Annotated in this window: 16 protein-coding genes and 2 pseudogenes; 10 read left to right on the top strand and 8 right to left on the bottom strand. The window is 73.4% G+C overall.

The genetic code is table 11. The annotated features are described in order from the left end of the window. Nucleotides 1-834, top strand: an 834-nt coding sequence (locus BX286_RS35635; protein ID WP_187344333.1) for a CoA transferase, incomplete at its 5' end; no start/stop codon positions are given. A gap of 57 nt (nucleotides 835-891) precedes the next feature. On the opposite strand, the gene BX286_RS35640 is transcribed toward BX286_RS35635, so the two are convergent. Continuing rightward, nucleotides 892-1,203 (bottom strand): hypothetical protein, encoded by a 312-nt coding sequence (locus BX286_RS35640; protein ID WP_123996040.1) that lies wholly within the window; start codon nucleotides 1,201-1,203, stop codon nucleotides 892-894. A 188-nt stretch (nucleotides 1,204-1,391) separates the two neighbouring features. On the opposite strand from BX286_RS35640, the pseudogene BX286_RS38170 reads away from it, so the two are divergent. Together BX286_RS38170 and BX286_RS38175 are read left to right on the top strand one after the other, a co-directional pair. Further along, nucleotides 1,392-1,688: pseudogene (locus BX286_RS38170) on the top strand (DUF6924 domain-containing protein); the annotation flags it as partial. Between the two features lie 34 nt (nucleotides 1,689-1,722). After that, nucleotides 1,723-1,848, top strand: a pseudogene (locus BX286_RS38175) (DUF6924 domain-containing protein); the annotation flags it as partial. Nucleotides 1,849-2,315: 467 nt separating this feature from the next. Here BX286_RS38175 and BX286_RS37775 read toward each other — a convergent pair. The 4 genes from BX286_RS37775 to BX286_RS35660 form a co-directional block, all read right to left on the bottom strand. After that, a complete protein-coding gene (locus tag BX286_RS37775; RefSeq protein ID WP_100865309.1) occupies nucleotides 2,316-3,749 on the bottom strand; it encodes a CHAP domain-containing protein in 1,434 nt (477 codons plus the stop codon). A gap of 70 nt (nucleotides 3,750-3,819) precedes the next feature. Continuing rightward, complete coding sequence (locus BX286_RS37960) at nucleotides 3,820-5,112, bottom strand: transglycosylase family protein (protein WP_315974792.1); 1,293 nt, start codon at nucleotides 5,110-5,112, stop codon at nucleotides 3,820-3,822. Between the two features lie 234 nt (nucleotides 5,113-5,346). Beyond that, the gene (locus BX286_RS35655) at nucleotides 5,347-5,661 is read right to left on the bottom strand and encodes a hypothetical protein (RefSeq protein ID WP_100865310.1); all 315 of its coding nucleotides are present in this window, start codon (nucleotides 5,659-5,661) and stop codon (nucleotides 5,347-5,349) included. A 7-nt stretch (nucleotides 5,662-5,668) separates the two neighbouring features. After that, nucleotides 5,669-5,854, bottom strand: coding sequence for a hypothetical protein (locus tag BX286_RS35660; protein ID WP_100865311.1), 186 nt, complete (start codon nucleotides 5,852-5,854; stop codon nucleotides 5,669-5,671). A gap of 347 nt (nucleotides 5,855-6,201) precedes the next feature. Between BX286_RS35660 and BX286_RS35665 the strand changes: the two genes are divergently transcribed. The 7 genes from BX286_RS35665 (at nucleotide 6,202) to BX286_RS35695 (ending at nucleotide 14,179) form a co-directional block, all read left to right on the top strand. Continuing rightward, the gene (locus BX286_RS35665; RefSeq protein ID WP_121017936.1) at nucleotides 6,202-7,173 is read left to right on the top strand and encodes a helix-turn-helix transcriptional regulator; all 972 of its coding nucleotides are present in this window, start codon (nucleotides 6,202-6,204) and stop codon (nucleotides 7,171-7,173) included. Nucleotides 7,174-7,859: 686 nt separating this feature from the next. Then, nucleotides 7,860-8,918 (top strand): glucose-1-phosphate thymidylyltransferase, encoded by a 1,059-nt coding sequence (locus tag BX286_RS35670; RefSeq protein WP_079432426.1) that lies wholly within the window; start codon nucleotides 7,860-7,862, stop codon nucleotides 8,916-8,918. Continuing rightward, nucleotides 8,915-9,940, top strand: coding sequence for a dTDP-glucose 4,6-dehydratase (gene rfbB, locus BX286_RS35675; protein ID WP_121017937.1), 1,026 nt, complete (start codon nucleotides 8,915-8,917; stop codon nucleotides 9,938-9,940). Before BX286_RS35670 ends, rfbB begins: the two co-directional genes overlap by 4 nt. Then, nucleotides 9,937-11,430 carry an NDP-hexose 2,3-dehydratase family protein gene (locus BX286_RS35680; RefSeq protein ID WP_398898926.1) on the top strand — a complete coding sequence of 498 codons (1,494 nt, stop codon included), beginning with the start codon at nucleotides 9,937-9,939 and terminating at the stop codon, nucleotides 11,428-11,430. Before rfbB ends, BX286_RS35680 begins: the two co-directional genes overlap by 4 nt. A 101-nt stretch (nucleotides 11,431-11,531) precedes the next feature. Beyond that, entirely contained in the window at nucleotides 11,532-12,515 is a 984-nt protein-coding gene (locus BX286_RS35685; RefSeq protein WP_079432428.1) for a Gfo/Idh/MocA family protein, read from the top strand. A gap of 102 nt (nucleotides 12,516-12,617) precedes the next feature. Next, nucleotides 12,618-13,436, top strand: coding sequence for an AfsR/SARP family transcriptional regulator (locus BX286_RS35690; protein ID WP_079432429.1), 819 nt, complete (start codon nucleotides 12,618-12,620; stop codon nucleotides 13,434-13,436). Nucleotides 13,437-13,570: 134 nt separating this feature from the next. Next, a complete protein-coding gene (locus BX286_RS35695; protein ID WP_079432430.1) occupies nucleotides 13,571-14,179 on the top strand; it encodes a DNA-binding response regulator in 609 nt (202 codons plus the stop codon). 55 nt (nucleotides 14,180-14,234) lie between these two features. Here BX286_RS35695 and BX286_RS35700 read toward each other — a convergent pair whose 3' ends face one another. The 3 genes from BX286_RS35700 to BX286_RS35710 all read right to left on the bottom strand — a co-directional run bounded on the left by BX286_RS35700 (nucleotide 14,235) and on the right by BX286_RS35710 (nucleotide 19,142). Then, nucleotides 14,235-17,237: a non-ribosomal peptide synthetase gene (locus BX286_RS35700; RefSeq protein ID WP_100865314.1), complete on the bottom strand. Its 3,003-nt coding sequence runs from the start codon at nucleotides 17,235-17,237 to the stop codon at nucleotides 14,235-14,237. A 77-nt stretch (nucleotides 17,238-17,314) separates the two neighbouring features. Next, nucleotides 17,315-18,310, bottom strand: a complete 996-nt coding sequence (locus BX286_RS35705; protein WP_100865315.1) for a TauD/TfdA family dioxygenase — start codon at nucleotides 18,308-18,310, stop codon at nucleotides 17,315-17,317. 193 nt (nucleotides 18,311-18,503) lie between these two features. Beyond that, nucleotides 18,504-19,142 (bottom strand): 4'-phosphopantetheinyl transferase, encoded by a 639-nt coding sequence (locus tag BX286_RS35710; protein WP_261993700.1) that lies wholly within the window; start codon nucleotides 19,140-19,142, stop codon nucleotides 18,504-18,506. Between the last annotated feature and the right edge of the window lie 16 nt (nucleotides 19,143-19,158).

A 19,158-nucleotide genomic window follows, 5' to 3' on the forward strand; every position in this document is an offset into this window, starting at 1 on the left:
GGGCAGCCGCTGCTGACGACGGTGCGCGTCGACGACGCCCCGAGCAGGGTGCTCGGTGACGCCGCGCTGCCGTGCGCAGGGCTGCGCGTCCTGGATCTGACCCGGGTGCTCGCCGGGCCGGTCGCCACCCGAACGCTGGCGCTGCTCGGGGCGGATGTGCTGCGGATCGACGCCCCGCAGTTGCCGGAGAGTCAGGAGGCCCACAACGACACGGGGATGGGGAAACGCTCGACCACCCTGGACCTGGGTGACGCCACCGGCCGCCGGGTCTTCGAGGAGCTGCTCGACGAGGCGCACGTGGTGGTGACCGGTTACCGGCCGGGCGCGCTGGACCGGTTCGGGCTGACGCCCGAGGCGCTCGCCGGGCGCCGTCCGGGGCTCGTGATCGCACAGTTGTCCGCGTGGGGCCGTTACGGGCCGTGGCACGAGCGGCGCGGCTTCGACAGCCTGGTCCAAGTGGCCACCGGCATCGCCGAACTGGAGGGCTCGCCGGACTCGCCCGGCGCGCTGCCCGCCCAGGCGCTCGACCACGGCACCGGCTATCTGCTGGCGGCCGGGGTGCTGCGTGCGCTCACCGAGCAGCACCGCACGGGCGGCACCCGGCTGGTACGCCTGGCCCTGGCGCAGACCGCGCACTGGCTGGTCCACGACCTGGCCCCCGCTCCGGGCGAGGATGACGGTTTCGACGCCGGGCGCTGGCTGACCGAGACCGACAGCCCCATGGGCCGGCTGCAGCACGCGCTGCCGCCGGTGTCGTACGAGGGAGGCCCGGTGAACTGGGGACGCCCGCCGGGTCTGTGGGGCACGGACGCCGCGGTCTGGGGCGGCGCCTGACGGTCGCACAGTGAACAACCGTGCGGCACGGGTGAGGCCGGCCAGGGCTTATGACGGTCAGGGAAGGGCCTCCCCGTACTGAGCCAGGAGCGCCCGCAGCTGGAGAGCCTTGCCGTCCCCGCGGCCCTGAAGACGGTTCTTGTTGTTGCGCTTCCACCTGACGAGCGCCTTCTCCTGCTCGTCGCCGAGGGTCAGGCTCGGCTGTACGTGCCCCCGCACCGCCCCGAAGACCGCAAGTTGCTGGAGCATCGAGGCCCACTGGTCTCCACGCTGGTCCCAGGTCCATCCCGGCAACGCCTCGAGCTCGGCCTCCTGTACGGCCGACAGCACATCGCGGCGGGTACGCCAGGAGTTCAGCCAAACTCCCACTCGGTAGCCATTCCACTCCTCGCGCTGCTTGATCGACGAGACGCGCCGTCTCCTCCGCCTGCGGGGCGTCCAGGGCCCGGCTGGCGGGCTTCGCCCTCTGAAGCGCACACGGGTGTGTCAGTGCTCTCGCCTAGCGTGAATGCAGAGTGCGTAAGTAGTGACCTGCGTGGATGGGTGGGGAAAACGGCATGAGTGACCGTGTGGAGTGGCCGGCGGGGCGTGACAAGGACGCCGCGCTGGTCATCAGGACTGACTACGACGATGAGCAAGCGTGGGCGGCCGTGAAGGCGGCGCTGATGAAAACCTGGGGTGAGGAGGACGACTTCGAGCCGTACGTCCACATCGTCGACGATCCGGCGTGGACGGGAATCACTCCCGCTCAGGTGCTTTCCGAGGCATCCGCGCACGAAGAGCGCCACCACGTGGCCTATCTCGCTGACTACACCTCGATGCGGGAGGCCCCTGTCACGCTGCTGGCGCTGTCCCTGCTGACCAGGCAGGACGTACGGCGGCTCGTTCCGCGTGGTGCCGTACGGGATCCACGAGATGAACGCGAACCTGATGATCGCCAACCTCGACTTCGGCGATTTCGCGGACGTGGCCGGGGACGACCCCGAGGGCGTCTTCCGAGGCTTTGCCGACTGAAGCGCTCAGTCACACCAGGACCCATGCGAGGTCGTCTGAATCGAGGTCCTCGGAATCCACCTCGCCCAGGTAGGCGTCGATCGCCTCGCGCAGGACGTCGGCCGTCTCGGTATCGGTCGTGCCGTGGAGTCTGCCACCCGCCGGCGCGGGGGTGCACCCTTCCGGCCGGCCTACGGGCGGGGGGCGTCTGACGGGTCCGGACCAGTCGCTCTGGCGGGATCCGCTTGCCCGTGAGGCTTTATTGCTGGAGTGGGCGCGGGCCGCGGCCATCTTCGCCGGCGACTCGAAGACGGCAGGCCGGATGGGGGTGTTGCGGCCAGGCTGTCGGAATGGGCCGTGGGGATGTGACGAACGCGGAGTGGAGCCGCCTGGAGTCGTTCTTGCCTCCTGGTGGCGCGGGCCCCGCGTGAACGCTGCGTGCCCGGCACGGGAGTCCGTACCGGGCACGCGGTTCAGCCGGCCGAGTATCAGCTGCGCAGATCGAGTGAGAGGGCGGTGGCGTTGCCGGCCTGGCCGGGGATCGCGTTGTCGTACCAGGTGCCCGCAGCGTCGCTGTAGATCTCGTGCAGGGTGCCGTTCTCGACGGCCTCGACGACGCGGCTGCCGTCCGCCTTGACGCGCACGGCGAGCGCGCTGATGCCGTCACCGACGCCGGGCACGGCGTTGTCGTGCCAGGCACCGGTGCTGTCGGTGTAGATCTCGTGCAGCCGGCCGCCCTCGGAGGCCTCGATCACGCGCTGGCCTGACGAGTTGTAGGAGAAGGCGAGCGCGGTGATGCCGCCTCCGACGCCGGGCACGGCGTTGTCGTGCCAGTTGCCGTCCGTGTCCGAGTAGATCTCGTGCAGCGTGCCGTTCTCCACCGCCTCGACCACGCGCTGGCCTGACGGGCTGTAGGAGAAGGCGAGTGCGGTGATGCCGCCTCCGACGCCGGGGACCGCGTTGTCGTGCCAGTTGCCGTCCGTGTCCGAGTAGATCTCGTGCAGCGTGCCGTTCTCCACCGCCTCGATCACGCGGTTGCCCTGGGGGCTGTAGGAGAAGGCGAGTGCGCTGATGCCGGTGCCGATGCCGGGGACGGCGTTGTCGTGCCACGCGCCGGCCGGGTCGGTGTAGATCTCGTGCAGCACGCCGTCCTCGGCGGCCTCGACCACGCGGGCGCCGGTGGAGTCGTAGGAGAAGCCGAGGGCGTTGATGTTGCCCGGGATGCCGGGTACGGCGTTGTCGTGCCAGCCTGCGGCGTCGGTGTAGACCTCGTGCAGCGCGCCGCCCTCGACGGTCTCGATCACCCGGTTGTTCTTGGCCGGCGGCGCCGGGGGCGGCGGCGGGGTGGAGGTGTCCCGGCCGCCGATGGGCGAGACGTAGCCGCTGATCCTCTGCCCCCCGAGGTAGCTGCCGACCGCACCGTTGAAGTGGGTGTTGGCCGTGACATGCGAGGTGGCGGACCAGTTGCCGCGCACACCGCCCTGGTTGCCGCCGATGTCGTTGATCGTGCCGTCGCCGTTCACGGCCGTGACGAGGGCGACGTGGTCGGCGTGGCCGGCCCCGTCGTAGTTGAAGAGTATGGCGTCGCCGACGTGCGGGGTGCTGTGCAGGCCGCCGTTGTACCGGCCGAAGCTGCCGGCTGCGGAGTTCAGCCCGGTGACGTCCACGCCGTCCTGTGACCAGACCCACTTGGCGAAGTCCGCGCACCAGGCCTCTGGGCCGCCGCTACAACTGGAGTAGAAGCCGGTGCTGCCCGCGCTGTTGGTGTCGCAGGCGCCCTTGCCGATGTTGTTGGCGGCGATGCCGACGATCGTCGAGCCCACGCTGGCGGAGGCGGACTGGGCGCCGAGCATCAGGGCGGGCACCAGCGTGCCGGCAGCGACGGCGGTGGTGAGGAGGCGGTGCCAGGTGTGCTTGGACATGGTGAAGTCCTGTTCGAAGTATGGATGTGGGGGAAGTGCTGGGGCCGGGCTGCGCGGGTGCCGTGCGGCGTCAGGCCAGGTTGAACGAGAGGACCGTGGCGTTGCCGGCCTGGCCGGGGATCGCGTTGTCGTACCAGGTGCCGGCGGTGTCGCTGTAGATCTCGTGCAGGGTGCCGTTCTCGACGGCCTCGATGACGCGGGTGCCGTCGGGCTTGACCTGGACGGAGACGGCGCTGATGCCACCGCCGACCCCGGGAACCGCGTTGTCGTGCCACGCGCCGGCCGCGTCGGTGTAGATCTCGTGCAGCGTGCCGTTCTCGACGGCCTCGATGACCCGCTGGCCGGAGGGGTTGTAGGCGAAGGCGAGCGCGCTGATGCCACCGCCGACCCCGGGGACCGCGTTGTCGTACCAGGCACCGGCGGTGTCGCTGTAGATCTCGTGCAGCGTGCCGTTCTCGACGGCCTCGATGACGCGGGTGCCGTCGGGCTTGACCTGGACGGAGACGGCGCTGATGCCACCGCCGACCCCGGGAACCGCGTTGTCGTGCCACGCGCCGGCCGCGTCGGTGTAGACCTCGTGCAGCGTGCCGTTCTCGACGGCCTCGATGACCCGCTGGCCGGAGGGGTTGTAGGCGAAGGCGAGCGCGCTGATGCCACCGCCGACCCCGGGGACCGCGTTGTCGTGCCACGCGCCGGCCGCGTCGGTGTAGATCTCGTGCAGGGTGCCGTTCTCGACGGCCTCGATGACGCGCTGGCCGGCCGCGTTGTACGAGAACGCGACGGCGTCGATCCCGCCCGCAGTGCCCGGGACGGCGTTGTCGTGCCACGTGCCGGTCGCGTCGGTGTAGACCTCGTGCAGCGCGCCGCCCTCGACCGCCTCGATCACCCGGTTGTTCTTCGCCGGCGGTGCCGGGGTCGGGTCGGGGTAGGGGTTGCTGTGGTCCGTTGCCAGGCCGGTGCCGGGCGAGCAGGTCCAGGCGCGGGCGCCCTGGTCGGCGAGGATCTTCTCGGCGATCAGGATCTGCTGCTTCTCGGTCGCCAGGTCGGGCCGCGGCGCGTAGGCGGTGCCACCGTAGTAGCGCCAGTTGTAGAGCGAGATCTGCAGGCCGCCGTAGTAGCCGTTGTGGGTGTTGATGCTCCAGTTGTTGGTGCTCTCGCACTGCGCGACCTTCTCCCAGGTCGCCACCGAGGCGGCCTGCGCCGACCCCGCCGCCCCAAGGGCGAGCGAACCCACCGCCACGCCAACGGCAAGTGCCGTACGGGCGGCGCTGAACCTGGGGCGGCGACCGGGCACGGGCATGGTGGCGCCGGCCGGTGCCGTGGCGTTGGCGGGGCGGACGAGGATCGACGTCTTGGTGGCCACGAGAGGATCTCCTGATCGGTGGACGGGCGGGGGCAGGGTGAAGCGGCGCCGGGCACGGGCGGTTCGGTGGACCGGCGGCGCTCATGCCCCGAGCCGGGAGGGCAGGCGGGCAGGCAGGCGGGCAGGCCAGGACATGCTTGTCCCACGGGCGCAGGCAGGGCGGGCGGTGGGGAAGGTGCAAGGGCCGGGGTCCGGCGCGCGGTGGGCGCCTTGGCCGGAGAGAGGGCGCCGTGGTCAGGCGGCTGTGCGGCCTTCGGGCTCTGGCGGCTCCGGGGGCAGGTAGCTGCGGCGGAGCAGAGGCGAGGTGCGGTGGCTGCGGGAGATCAGACGGTGGGCGCGGCGGACGGCATCGGGCTGGTCGGCCGGGTCCCGGCTGAGCAGGTAGAGCAGGAGGTCGATCCGGTCGTGGGCGGGCTGTGCGCTGGCGTGCTCGAGTCCGTCGCCGGGTTCGGCGTGCGCCCACAGGGCGTCCACGGCCTCGGCCGCCTCGTTCGCCTGTGCCGTCGCGCCGGGCCGGCGGCGTTTCAGACTGGCGTAGACGATCTCCATCGCGGGCTCAGCCGCCCCAGGAGATGCTGTCCGGGGTGACGACCCCGCCCCAGGAGATGCTGTCGGAGGGGCCGGCGGCGACCGAGGCGTGCGGCGTCCCGTTGGTGACGGCGGAGGCGGCGGGGGCGACCAGCAATGCGGTGAGCGAGACGGCGGCGACCGCGATGGCCTGGGCGAGAGAGGTGCGGATCATGACGGAGTCCTTTGCTACTGGTGGGAGTGGTGCGCCGAGCCGGGCGTCCCGCGGTTGACGCGCCGTTCGGCTGCCGTTCGGGCTGATTCCCTGGCGGCGATCACTAGCTTCACCGCCCGTCGACACGACTGGAAGGCCTTCGGGATGTCGCCAATCGGCCTGTCGGGATCCGGACATGATGGCGTGGACACGTCAACTCGATCGAGCCGGCGTGACGCACAACTCGCGCCGCCGTTGCCGCCCATATCGTCACGGACAGCCAAATTGGATCTTGAACGAAGCGCTGTACGACTGTTTGAATTCGACCGGCCGCCCGATAGGAGGCGGCCAACGATCCGGGGGATGCAATGCTGGAAGTACTGGGACTGACGCCCGGGGCGACCTTGACGTACCAGGCGATGCTCGACCACCCCGCCTACGGCGTGGACGAGATCGCCGCACACTGCGGACTGACCGCCGTCCAGGTCCACGGCCATCTCGACGAGCTGGCCCGACTCACTCTCGTGCGAGTCTCCGCCGAACGCCCCGGGCAGCTGCGCGCAGTCAGCCCCGACGTCGGCCTGACCAACGCCCTTGCCCGACAGGAAGCCGAACTCGCGCACCGACAAGCACAGTTGGCGGCATCGAGGGCAGCCGTCACGCGCATGGTCGCGGACCGCGCCGAGCACCGCACGTCCCACGGCGAACGCCTCCTCGGCATGGACGCCATCCAGGCCAGGCTCGAAAGCATGGGCCACAGCGCCACCACCGAGGCCCTCGGAAGCCAGCCCGGCAACCAGCGGCCCGAGGACCTCGCCGCCGGCCGACTCACCGACGCCGAGGCCCTCTCCCGCGGCATCGCCATGCGGACCCTCTACCAGGACTCGGCCCGCAACCAACCGCACGTCGCCACCTACGCCCACTGGCTGCTCAGCCAGGGCGGCGAGGTCCGCACCGCGGCCACCATCCCGCCGCGCATGGTGATCATCGACCGCAGCCAGGCACTCGTCCCGATCGACCCCGCGGACAACCGCAAGGGCGCCCTGTACGTGACCGAACCCGGCATCCTCGCCGCCCTGCTCGACCTCTTCGAACAGGCCTGGAACACGGCCGTCCCCCTCGGTGCCGCCCACCCCGAGGACACCCGGACCGGACTCACCGCCACCGAACGCGAACTACTGCGCCTGCTCGGCTCCGGACTCACCGACGACGCCGCAGGCCAGCGCCTGGGAATCTCATCCCGCACCGTCGGCCGCCACATGTCCTCGATCATGGAGCGCCTCGGCGCCAGCAGCCGCTTCGAAGCCGGAATCAAAGCAGCGCACCGCGGCTGGCTCTGAGCCGCCCATCGGCGTCCCGCGCCGACTGCGACCCCTCGGCCGTACCGGGCACCGAGACCGGCCGTTGACGGTGCCCCCGTCCACCAAGGACGTGCAGAAGATGTCGTCGGGGCCGTTGATGTCGCCGTTGACGGCGACGGACCGGGTTGCCGTTGACGGGTGCAGGCGCTGACGGTGTGAGCCGGGGTGGCCAGCCCCGGTAGACGTGGCGGACCGTCACCTGCCGGGGGGCCACGGGGCGGACGTACCAGCCGGTGGTGCCTGCCGCGATCGCGCGTCCGACCGCGGAGTTGCTGGATGCGGACCAGGTTGCCCGCGGGGTCGCGGAAGGCGCGGTCGCGGGTCGGCGTGCGGGAGGACGGTCGTGTGATGTCCGTGGCGAGCAGGCCAGGTGAGGGCCTGGGGGCGGGCGGCCGGGCCCAAGGGGGGCGGTAGGGGGCGGTAAGGGTGTCGGGGGGGCGGGGGGCGTCCCTAGGCTCCGGTGCAGGCCGGTTCACCCCTGGGCGCCGGGGCGGGCTGTGGGGGACGGAACCGGTGGTGGGGCGTTCGGGGGCATCCGGCACGCGCGTCCCGCCCCACGACGGGGACCGTAGCGCGCCGCGGACGGTGTGCGCGCGTCCACCGATGGAGCCCGACACACCCGTCGCCGCCCGACGAGTCGGCAGACCGTCTGAGGAGAAGGCTCGATGAAAGCCCTGGTCCTGTCCGGGGGTATGGGCACACGCCTGCGCCCCTTCACGTACTCGATGCCCAAACAGCTGATCCCGATCGCCAACCGGCCCGTCCTCCTGCACGTCATGGACAACCTGCGCGCGCTCGGCGTGCGCGAGGTCGGGGTGATCGTCGGGGAGCGCCGCGACGAGATATCCGCGGTGCTGGGCGACGGCTCGCCGGTGGGGATGGAGGTGACCTACATCCGCCAGGACGCGCCGCTCGGGCTCGCGCACTGCGTGCGGATCGCCCGGGACTTCCTGGGCGACGACGACTTCGTCATGTACCTCGGGGACGTGATGCTGACCGACGGCATCGTCGAGATGGCCGAGCGGTTCGCCCGCAACCGCCCCGAGGCGCAGGTGGTCGTGCAGCGGGTTGCGGACCCGAGGGCGTTCGGGCTGGCCGAGACGGACGCCGACGGGCGGGTGACGGCCCTGGTGGAGAAGCCCGAGCACCCGCGGGGCGACCTGGCGATGGTCGGCGTGTACTTCTTCACGCCCGCGGTGCACGAGGCCGTCGCGGCGATCGGGCCCAGCGCGCGCGGCGAGCTGGAGATCACCGACGCGGTGCAGTGGCTGGTCGCCGAGGGCCGCGAGGTGCGGGCCGAGGTCTATCCGGGCTTCTGGAAGGACACCGGGCGCGTCGACGACATCATCGAGTGCAACCGCCAGGTACTGGGTTCGCTGCGGCGCGCCGTGGCGGGCGCGGTCTGCCCGGACAGCGAGGTCGTCGGCGACGTGGTCGTGGACCCGACGGCGCGGGTGACGCGCTCGCGGATCGTCGGGCCGGCCGTCGTCGGCGCGGGCTCGGTGATCAGCGACAGCCACATCGGCCCGTACACCGCCATCGGGGACGGCTGCGTCCTCGACGACACGGGCGTGGCCGACTCGATCGTGCTGGCCGGAGCGACCGTGCGGGACGTTCCGGGCATCCACGGTTCGGTGATCGGCCGGGGCGCCGCGGTCAGTTCGGGCCGCTCGCGCCACCGGCTGCTGGTCGGCGACGACGCCCGGGTGGAGGTGGCGGTGTGAGGCTGCTGGTGACCGGCGCGGCCGGATTCATCGGGTCGCACTACGTGCGCACCCTGCTGGCCGGCGGGTACGCCGGCTACGAGGACGCCCGGGTGACGGTGGTGGACAAGCTCACCTACGCCGGCAACCGGGACAACCTGCCCGCCGCGCACCCCCGGCTGGACTTCGTGCGCGCCGACGTGTGCGACACGGCGCTGCTGCGCGAGCTGCTGCCGGGCCACGACGCGGTGGTGCACTTCGCGGCCGAGTCCCACGTGGACCGGTCGATCGACGGGGCCGCCGCCTTCACGGCGACCAACGTCGGCGGGACGCAGAGCCTGCTGGAGGCGTGCCTGGCCAGCGGGGTGGAGCGGGTGGTGCACGTGTCCACCGACGAGGTGTACGGCTCGATCGCCAAGGGCATGTGGACGGAGGAGTGGCCGCTGGCCCCCAACTCCCCGTACGCCGCGTCCAAGGCGGGCTCGGACCTGTTGGCGCGCAGCTACTGGCGCACCCACGGGCTGGACGTGTCCATCACGCGCTGCTCCAACAACTACGGGCCGTACCAGCACGTGGAGAAGCTCATCCCCCGGTTCGTGACGAACCTGCTCGAGGGGCGGCCCGTGCCGCTGTACGGGCAGGGCGCCAACGTCCGCGAGTGGCTGCACGTCGACGACCACTGCCGGGCCGTGCAGCTGGTGCTGGCCTCGGGCGGGGCCGGTGAGATCTACAACGTGGGCGGCGGGAACGAGCTGGCCAACCGGGACATCACCTACCAGCTGCTGGAGCTGTGCGGGGCGGGTCCGGAGATGGTCCGGTACGTCGCCGACCGCAAGGGGCACGACCTGCGGTACGCCCTCGACGACTCCAAGATCCGCGAGCAGCTGGGGTACGAGCCCCGGGTGCCGTTCGAGCGGGGCCTGGCCGAGACCGTCCAGTGGTACCGCGACCGGCCCGACTGGTGGAAGCCGCTGCTGGACGGCGGCGGCGCGGCCGCCGACGCGGGCGCCGCGGCGTTCGCGGGCGGGAGGGCCGCCGCGTGAGCGCGCTGCGCGTCAGCCCGCTGCGGGCCCTGCGCCAGGCCGCCGTGTCCTCCCGGCCGGCGGGCGCGGGCCGGGCGCCGGTCCCGTCCCCGGCGCGTCCCCCCTACCCGGCCGACGGCCTTCCGGGGCCGCGCGGCGACCGCGGCCTGCGGGAGCGGCTGGCGGCGTCCGCCGCCCGGCGCGAGGCGGGCGTCCAGCTGCGGACCGGGGAGTTCCCGGCGTGGCTTGCGGAGCGCGGGCGGGCCCACCGCTTCTCGGTGGCCCGGATCCCGTTCGCCGGCCTGGACGGCTGGGACTTCGACACGGACACCGGGAACCTGCGGCACCGCAGCGGCCGGTTCTTCACCGTCGAGGGGCTGTCCGTGCGGACGACGGCGGGGCCGGTGCCCTCCTGGCAGCAGCCGGTCATCCGCCAGCACGAGGTGGGCGTCCTGGGGATCCTGATGAAGGAGTTCGACGGGGTCCCGCACTTCCTGATGCAGGCGAAGATGGAGCCCGGCAACCCCAACCTGCTCCAGCTCTCCCCCACCGTGCAGGCCACCCGCAGCAACTACACGCGGGTGCACGGCGGCGCCGCCGTGCGCTACCTGGAGTACTTCATGGGGCCGCGGCGCGGGCGCACCGTCTGCGACGTGCTCCAGTCCGAGCACGGCTCGTGGTTCTACCGCAAGAACAACCGCAACGTGATCGTCGAGACGACGGAGGACGTGCCGGCGCACGAGGACTTCTGCTGGCTGACGCTGGGGCAGCTGTACGAGCTGCTGGGGCGGGACAACACCGTCAACATGGACTCGCGGACCGTGCTGTCGGCGCTGCCCCTGCCCGGCGCGGCCGGCGGGGACGCGGACGGCGGCGGCCGGGCGTTGCTGAGCGATGCCGAGGTGCAGGGCTGGCTGACCTCGCACCGCTCCGAGCACGCCTGGCACATCGAGCGGGTCCCGCTGCTCGGGCTGCCCGGCTGGTACCGCACCGGCGACACCGTGGCCCGGCACGACGGCCGCTTCTTCCGGGTGGTGGCCGTCTCCGTACGGGCCGCCAGCCGCGAGGTGGGGAGCTGGAGCCAGCCGCTGCTGGAGCCCGTCGGGATGGGGGTGACCGCCTTCGTCGTGCGCGACATCGGCGGGGTGCGCCACGTCCTGGTGCAGGCCAAGGCGGAGGGCGGGCTGCCGGGGGTGGTCGAGCTGGGCCCGACGGTGCAGTGCGTGCCGGGCAACCACCCGGCCGGGCGGTGGCCGTTCCTGCTGGACCACGTGCTGTCCGCGGGCCCTGCCCGGGTCCTGTACTCGGCGGTGCACGCCGAGGAGGGCGGCCGGTTCCGCAACGCCGAGAGCCGCTACCTCGTGGTCGAGGCGGACGAGGCGGTGCCCCTGCGGCCCCCCGCCGAGTACGCCTGGCTGACCGTGCCCCAGCTGTCCGACATGGTGCGCCAGGGCCGGCAGGTCAACGTGCAGGCCCGCACCCTGCTGGCCTGCCTCGCCTCCCTCGCCTGAGGCACCGCCCGACCATCGGCACGGGTCCCGCCGGGGGCCCGTGCCCTTTTCCGTGCCCTCTCCCGTGCCCTCTCCCGTGACCTTTCCCTTCAGGAGGATCCGTGGATCCCGTCCGTGTCGGCGTGCTCGGCTGCGCCTCCATCGCCCGCAGGCGGGTGCTCCCCGCGCTGACCGCCGCCCCCGCCGCCCGGCTCGTCGCCGTCGCCGGCCGCAGCCCGGACAGGACCGCCGAGGTGGCGGCCGCCTTCGGCTGCGAGGCGACCGGCTACGGGGAACTGCTGGCGCGGCCGGACGTGGAGGCGGTGTACGTGCCCGTGCCGACCGGGCTGCACGCCCGGTGGGTCCGGGCGGCGCTGCTCGCGGGCAAGCACGTCCTGGCCGAGAAGCCGCTGACCACCGACGCCCGCCAGAGCGCCGCGCTGACGGCGCTGGCCGGCGAACGCGGCCTGGTGCTGCGGGAGAACTTCATGTTCCTGCACCACTCCCAGCACGCCGCGGTGGCCCGGCTGCTCGCCGCCGGCGCCCTCGGCGTGCTGCGCTCGTTCGAGGCCGCGTTCACGATTCCGGCGCCGCCGCCCGAGGACATCCGCCACCGCGCCGACCTCGGCGGCGGCGCCCTCCTCGACGTGGGCGTCTACCCGCTGCGCGTCGCCCAGCTGTTCCTGGGGCCCGGACTGGAGGTGGTGTCCGCCGCGTTCGACGCCGGTGCGCCCGGTGCCGTCGACACCGGCGGGAGCGTCGTGGTGCGCTCCGCCGCCGGAGTGACGGGGCGGCTGGCCTTCGGCATGGACCACGCGTACCGGTCGCAGTACGCCCTGCACGGCACCGGCGGCAGCCTTCGCGTGGACCGGGCGTTCACCCCGCCCGCCGACCTGCGCCCGGTGCTGCGGCTGAGCGGCCCGGGCGGCGAGCGGGAGGTCCTGCTGGAGGCGGACGACCAGTGCGCCAACACCGTGCGCGCCTTCGCCGAGGCGGTGCGCGCCCCGCTCCGCGATCCGGGGCCGGGGCGGGAGTCGGTGGCGCTGGCCCGGCTGGCGGACGAGGTGAGGCGCGTCGCGACCGTGAGCCGTTCACACGGCATATGAGAAATTCAGCGGCCGATCACGGAGGGCGGCACTGGGCCGGGCTCCCGGTCCGGTGCGACGATCGGACGGCACCCCGACCGCAGCCCGCCCAGGAGGAACGACGTGGAGATCCGCGTGCTCGGACCGTTGACGGCCCACGAAGAGGGGACGTCGGTCGTGCCCACCGCCGGCAAGCCCCGGCAGATCTTCGCCACGCTCGCCCTGAACGCCGACTGCCCCGTGCCGATCTCCACGCTGATCAAGGAGCTGTGGGGGGAGTCGGCCCCGCGCAGCGCGGTGCGCACCCTGCAGACGTACATCATGCAGCTGCGCCAGCGCATCGAGGCCGTCCTGGCGGACGGCGACCCGCGCTCGGCCAAGGACGTGCTGACCACGGAGGGCAGCGCCTACCGGCTGGCGGTCTCCCGGGAGCGGGTGGACATCGCGCGCTACGAGCGCACCGCTGCGGCGGGCCGTACGGCCCGGGCCGCCGGTGACGACGCGGCCGCCTCCACCCTGCTGTCCCGGGCGCTGGGCCTGTGGCGCGGCCCGGCGCTGGTGGACGTGCCGGTGGGGCGGGTGCTGGAGGCGGAGGCGCTGCGCTGGGACGAGGACCGGCTCTTGACACTGGAGCAGCGCATCGACTGCGACCTGCGGCTGGGGCGGCACCGGGAACTGGTGCCGGAACTGCGGGTGCTGACGGCCCGCTACCCGATGGACGACCGGTTCTGCCGGCACTTCATGCTGGCGCTGTACCGCTCCGGCTACACCTGGCGGGCGCTGGAGGCGTACCAGCGGCTGCACGCGGAGCTGACCGCGGAGCTGGGCCTGAGGCTGCCGAGGGACGTGGAGCGGCTCCAGCACCTGATCCTGTCCGAGGACCCGGAGCTGGACCTGCCGGGCTCGGTGGCGCACCGCGAGCGGGCCCTGCTGTTCGCCTGAGCCCGCGGTCGTTCCCGGCCCTTTCCCGGCCCTTTCCCCGCCCATTCCCGGCCAGGGACAACGTGTACCCTGCAACGGCCAGGGGCCGACCCCGACCGTCGGTGGTCGCCCTGGCGACGGGAACGGGGGACTCCATGATCCGCGTCATGCTCGCCGAGGATCTGTACATATTGCGCCGCGCGCTGGCTTCCCTGCTGGCGTTGGAGAGCGACCTCGACGTGGTCGCCGAGGTCGAATCCGGCCATGACATCCTGCCGACGGCCCGCCGGCTGAGACCGGACGTGGCGGTGCTCGACATCGACCTGCCGGGGGTGGACGGCATCACCGCGGCCGCGGCGCTCCACGAGGAGCTGCCCGAGTGCCGGGTGCTGATCCTGACCAGTCTGGGCAAGCCCGGCACCCTGCGCCGGGCCCTGGAGGCGCGGGTGTGCGGCTTCCTGCCCAAGGACGCCGAGCCGGCGCGGCTGACCGCGGCGATCCGGGCGGTGGCCGAGGGACAGCGGGTGGTCGACCCGCAGCTGGCCCTGTCCGCCCTGGACGGTGGTCACGAGACCCCGCTGACGCCCCGCGAGACGGAGGTGCTGGAGCTCGCCGCCAGGGGCGAGGGCGCCAAGCAGATCGCCTCCCGGCTCTTCCTGTCCGTCGGGACGGTGCGCAACTACCTGACCAGCTCGGTCAACAAGCTCGGCGCCCGCAACCGGGTCGACGCCATCCGCATCGCCCGCGAGTCCGGCTGGATGTGAGGCCGGGCGGGGCCACGGGCCGTGGCCCGTGGCCCGTGGCCCGTGGCCCCGGCCGTCAGCCCTGCTCGGCGGCTTCGCGCGCGAGTTCGGCGATCCGGGCCGGGGTGGGGCGGCGCAGCACCTCGTCGAGCCGCCCCATGAACCGCTGTTCGCCCGCCGCGCCGACGATCTCCGCGCACACCGCGGCGAGCATCGCCACCAGGGTGAAGGAGGTGCCGCCCAGCAGGTGGAAGTCGGTGTCCGGGCCGATCGACGCGGGGTCGGCGCCGAGCACGCGGGCCCAGATCCCGGCCACGGCCGCCTGCTCCGGGTCCGGCTCGGCGGCGGCCGGCGCCTGGGCTGCCCCGTCGGCGAAGGGGTCGGGCAGCCGGGACGCGTCCGCTTTGCCGTTGACGGTGAGGGGGATGTCGGGCACGGCCACGACGGCCGCCGGCACCATGTACGAGGGCAGCAGGCGCGCCGCGAACGCGGCGGGCTCCTCGGAGGTCGTGGCGGGCCGGGTCACCACGTACCCGCACAGCAGCCCGTCCGCGCCGGCCGCGCGGCGCCGGTCGACGACCACGGCCCGCTCCACGTCGGGGTGCCGCTCCAGCACCCGGGCGATCTCGGCGGGCTCGACGCGGTGGCCGCGGACCTTGACCTGCTCGTCGTTGCGGCCGCAGGACTCCAGCTCGCCGCCGGGCAGCAGACGGGCCAGGTCGCCCGAGCGGTAGGCGCGGGTGCCGTCGGCGAGGGTGACGAAGCGTTCGCGGGTCAGGTCCGGGCGGCCCCGGTAGCCGCGCGCCAGCTGCTCGCCGGCCAGGTACATCTCGCCGATGGCGCCCGGCTCGACGAAGCGGCGTTCCTCGTCGAGGAGGTGGATGCGCGTGTTGTCGGTGGGCACGCCGATCGGCACGGAGGCCGCCTCGGCGTCGCCGTCCCGGCCGAACCGGCGGGTCATGCAGCCGACGGTGGTCTCGGTGGGCCCGTACTCGTTGAAGATGCCGCACTGCGGGCCGAACGCCTCCTGGGCGGCCGCCGCGACCGAACCGCGCAGCAGCTCACCGCCGGCGATGACCGCCTTGAACCCGGCCGGCCGGATGCCGAGGCGGCCGATGAGGTCGAGGTGGGTGGGCGTCAGCTTGATCGCGTTGCAGCCGGAGTCCTCCAGGACCTCCCGCAGGGTGACGTGGTTGAGCTCGCCCGGCACCAGGGCGACCGAGCCGCCCACGAGCAGCGGCAGGAACAGCGCGGTGTTCGACAGGTCGAAGGCGAGCGAGGTGAACAGCGGGAAGCGGGTGCCGGCGTCGACGCCGTAGACGCGCAGCGCCCAGTCGGCGAACGTGGTCAGCGCGCCGTGTTCGATCTCGACGCCCTTGGGGGTGCCGGTGGAGCCCGAGGTGTAGATGACGTAGGCCAGGTCCTCGGGGGCGGGTCCGTCCGCCGGCTGCGGGAGCGGGCCGTCGTGCGGGGGGAGGTCCGCGGGGACCAGGCCCTCGCAGCCTTCGGGCAGGCAGTCGCGCCCGGCGTACCGGCGGTCGGTCAGGCACAGGGTGCTGCCCGCGTCGGCGAGTACGCCGGCCAGGCGCGCGTCGGGGTGGTGGGGGTCGAGCGGGAGGTAGGCGGCGCCCGCCTTCAGCACGCCCCAGATGCTGGCGACGGCGTCGGGGGTGCGGTCGGCCAGCAGGCCGACGAGGCTCTCGCGGCCGATGCCGCGCCGGCGCAGCCCGGCGGCGACGGCGGTGGAGCGGGCGTCGAGCTCCCGGTAGGAGACCTCCCCCTCCGGGCCGGTGAGGGCGACGGCGTCGGGGGTGCGGCGGACCTGCTCGGCGAAGCGGTGGACGACGCTGCGGGCCGTGTCGACGGGGCGGTCGGTGCGGTTGCCCTCCCAGTGGCGGTGGGCGCGCGGGGACAGGGCCTCCTCGATCCGGTCGAGGAGCTCCTCGGCCCGCTCGGCGACGCCCGGGCCGTCGTACCAGCCGAGGGTGATCTCGGTGCGGCCGCCGACCTCGCAGACGTCGACCTCCGGCGGGCCGACCGGACCGGAGTTGGGGAGGGCGTAGACGGTGGCGGGGTGGAAGCCGGGGGCGGTGAACTCCGCCAGGTCGAGCCGGCCCATGTGCGAGACGGTGGCCAGGGCCGCGTAGCGGCCGGCCTTGGCGGAGTAGGCGTCGAGCGCGGTGATCTGCTGCTCCAGCACGTCCAGCGGCGCGGACGGCAGGGAGGGTTCGGCGCGGGCGGCCAGGTCGCCGCCGGCGGCCAGTGTGCGCAGGAGCCGTTCGTGGGCTTCCTGCCAGGGCTTGCCGGCGGTGACCTCCAGCAGCGGGTTGTGCACGAGGTTGCCGGTGGTGCGGACGTCCGGCAGGTGCCGGCGCAGGTCGACCGGGACCATGATCCGGCCGGTCTCCAGGCCGGAGCCGGCGGTGACGACCGTGGCGATCTTGGCGACGAGGGCGGAGTGGCTGCCGTCGACGGTGCGCCGGCGCCACAGGAACCCGCCGCCGGGGGCGGGCCGCTCGCCCAGGCAGGACGGCCAGTTCAGGTCGGGGGTGGGGCCGTCGAACTCGGGGACGCCGACCTTGTCGAGCAGGTCGGTCTCGGTCAGTTCGGAGTCGGCGCCGAGCAGTGGTTCGCCGCGCAGCGCGCGGAAGACCTCGCCGGCCCACAGCAGGACGCCCTTGCCGTCCATCGCTCCGTGGAAGGCCCGGAAGACGACGGTGGCCGGGTCGCCGTCGAGGAGCAGGACCTCGCAGGTGGGCCCGCCGTCACCCATCAGGGGCGCGTGCAGGGCGGGCTCGTCGGCGAAGGTGGTGCGGTCCAGGCCGGCGCCGAGGCCGGTGCGGACCTCGGGCGCGCGGCCGCTGTCGACCCACTCCATGCCGCGGCGGGTCACCCGGGAGCCGGGGCAGGCGTCGGCGGCGGCGGACACCGCGGCGGTCAGTGCCGCGGGGTCGATGGCGCCCTGGCCCTCGACGAAGACCTGGATGACACCGGGGACGGAGGGCGGGTAGACCAGGAACCAGCATTCCGTGGGGGACACCGGCCTGCGGTAGGTGCCCTTCTCGGCTCCGACAGCCATCGTGGTCCTTTCATCGGGGTGGGGTGCGTGAGGTGTGGCCCCGTCGTCGCGGTGCGTGCCGGATGCCGGGGCGGGGTTCAGGGGGTGCCGTGGACGACGGGGCCGTCGGCCGGGCGCAGGGCCCGCGAGCGCCTCAGGTCACGGTGGACGAAGGCGCGCTGGAGCCAGCGGTCGCGGCCGTCGTAGCGCGGCTGGAAGGAGTTGCGGCCGTGCAGGGCGAGCCGGTTGTCGACGAAGGCCAGGTCGCCGGGGGCCAGGATCAGGGTGGTGGTGACGCGGTCGATGGCGGTGCGCAGCCGGGCCAGGGCCGCGGCGGCCTCGTCGTCGAGGGGGGTGGTGCTGGTGAAGTCGACGGTGATGTCGGGGTCGTCGGGGCTGCCGGAGAGGACTCCGACGGCCTCCGGCAGGCCCTGGCCCTCGCCGAAGGAGGCGGGTGCGGCGGTGACGTAGCGGGGCTGGTGCAGCAGGGCCCGGTCGGCGTCGTCGAGCAGCGGCAGGGCGCGGCGGACGGAGGCGACGCGCAGTCCGGCGATGTCGGCGTGGTCGTTGCGCAGGCACATGAGGCCGACGAAGTCGGGGCGGAAGGGGTGGAAGGCGTTCTCGGTGTGCATGTTGAGCGCCACCGATCCCGCGTTGCCCTGGTACTCCTCCATGCCGGGGACGGGCACCACGTCGTGGACGAGCGCGCCCTGCTTCTCCTCGCGGAAGGAGACCAGTTCGCCCAGGCCCAGGGAGACCAGGGCCAGGGCGGCGGCCGGCACGGTGGCGGTGCGCTGGACCGACCCGGCGGCCAGCGGGGTGTCCGGGAGGCCATCGGGGTGGCCGGGGAGGTTGCGCAGCAGGAGCATGGCGTCGGGGCCGGCGTCGCGGGTGAAGCGGCGCAGGGTGCGCCTGAGGCGGGCCGGCAGCAGGGTGCTGAGGTCCCGGGCGCGTTCGACCCACTCGGTGGTGTCGATCCGTGAGGGTGCGCTGCGCAGCAGGTCCCGGGCCAGCGCCTCGAGTTCGGCCCGTTCCGGCTCTCCCAGGGTCACCACCGCGTCGTTGCCGACCATTTCGGATACGTCAACAGACATGCCGTCCCGCTTTCTCGACGATTTCTGAATTTCCATGGACGAGGCTATGGAGGGGTATGGCCGGTACCAACCCCTAAAGCCGTGGGGAAAACCCCTCAATGCGGCCGGAAATAGCCGTGCGCATTTCTCCGCGGCAGGCCGGGCCGCCGGCCGGGGCATTTCCCGGCCGGTCGGTGTCCGACGGCTGCCCGGGTCAGGCGCCCACGGCGACCAGCGGCCCGCGGGCCGCCCGGGCCCGGTCCGCGGCGGGCAGGGCGATGGCGGTCATCAGCAGTCCGCCGCGGGCCTGCCAGCGCCCGGCCAGGGTGTGCATCGGCACGCCGCGCACGGCCGGTGCCGGGACCAGCAGCCGGGCCGAGAACGTGCCGGCGTACGGGTCGATGGTGATCGTCGCGTCGGTGAAGTCCAGGCGCCGGCGGGTCAGCGGGAACCACGTCTTGTAGACGGCCTCCTTGGCGCTGAACAGCAGGCGGTCCCAGTGGACGGGCCGGCCGGCGGCGGGCAGGGTGCGCAGCAGCCGGCGCTCCTCGCGCAGCGAGACGGCCTCCAGGACCCCGGGGGGCAGCGGGCCGTTGGGCTCCGCGTCGATGCCCAGGGCCAGGTAGGAGCCGGTCTCGGCGACCACGGCGCAGCGGTAGTCGGCGCAGTGCGTGATGCTGCCCACCACTCCGTGCGGCCAGCGCGGTTCGCCGCGCGGGCCCGGCACGACGGGCATCGGCTCGAGGCCGAGCCCGGCCATGGCGCGCCGGGCGCACAGCCGGACGGTGGTGAATTCCAGACGCCTTTTGAGGACGGCCTGGCCCAGCGCCCTTTCTTCTTCGGGAAAGAGCATCACGCCCGGCTCCGGA

Source organism: Streptomyces sp. 3211.6, assembly GCF_003634815.1.
Classification (GTDB): domain Bacteria; phylum Actinomycetota; class Actinomycetes; order Streptomycetales; family Streptomycetaceae; genus Streptomyces; species Streptomyces katrae_A.

Bases quoted from the DNA above. Each gene is read 5' to 3' on its own strand.
- BX286_RS35665 (WP_121017936.1), top strand. From the start codon at position 6,202: ATGCTGGAAGTACTGGGACTGACGCCCGGGGCGACCTTGACGTACCAG.
- BX286_RS35695 (WP_079432430.1), top strand. From the start codon at position 13,571: ATGATCCGCGTCATGCTCGCCGAGGATCTGTACATATTGCGCCGCGCG.
- BX286_RS37775 (WP_100865309.1), bottom strand. From the start codon at position 3,749: ATGTCCAAGCACACCTGGCACCGCCTCCTCACCACCGCCGTCGCTGCC.
- BX286_RS35670 (WP_079432426.1), top strand. From the start codon at position 7,860: ATGAAAGCCCTGGTCCTGTCCGGGGGTATGGGCACACGCCTGCGCCCC.
- BX286_RS35700 (WP_100865314.1), bottom strand. From the start codon at position 17,237: ATGGCTGTCGGAGCCGAGAAGGGCACCTACCGCAGGCCGGTGTCCCCC.
- BX286_RS35705 (WP_100865315.1), bottom strand. From the start codon at position 18,310: ATGTCTGTTGACGTATCCGAAATGGTCGGCAACGACGCGGTGGTGACC.
- BX286_RS35710 (WP_261993700.1), bottom strand. From the start codon at position 19,142: ATGCTCTTTCCCGAAGAAGAAAGGGCGCTGGGCCAGGCCGTCCTCAAA.
- BX286_RS35660 (WP_100865311.1), bottom strand. From the start codon at position 5,854: ATGATCCGCACCTCTCTCGCCCAGGCCATCGCGGTCGCCGCCGTCTCG.
- BX286_RS35655 (WP_100865310.1), bottom strand. From the start codon at position 5,661: ATGGAGATCGTCTACGCCAGTCTGAAACGCCGCCGGCCCGGCGCGACG.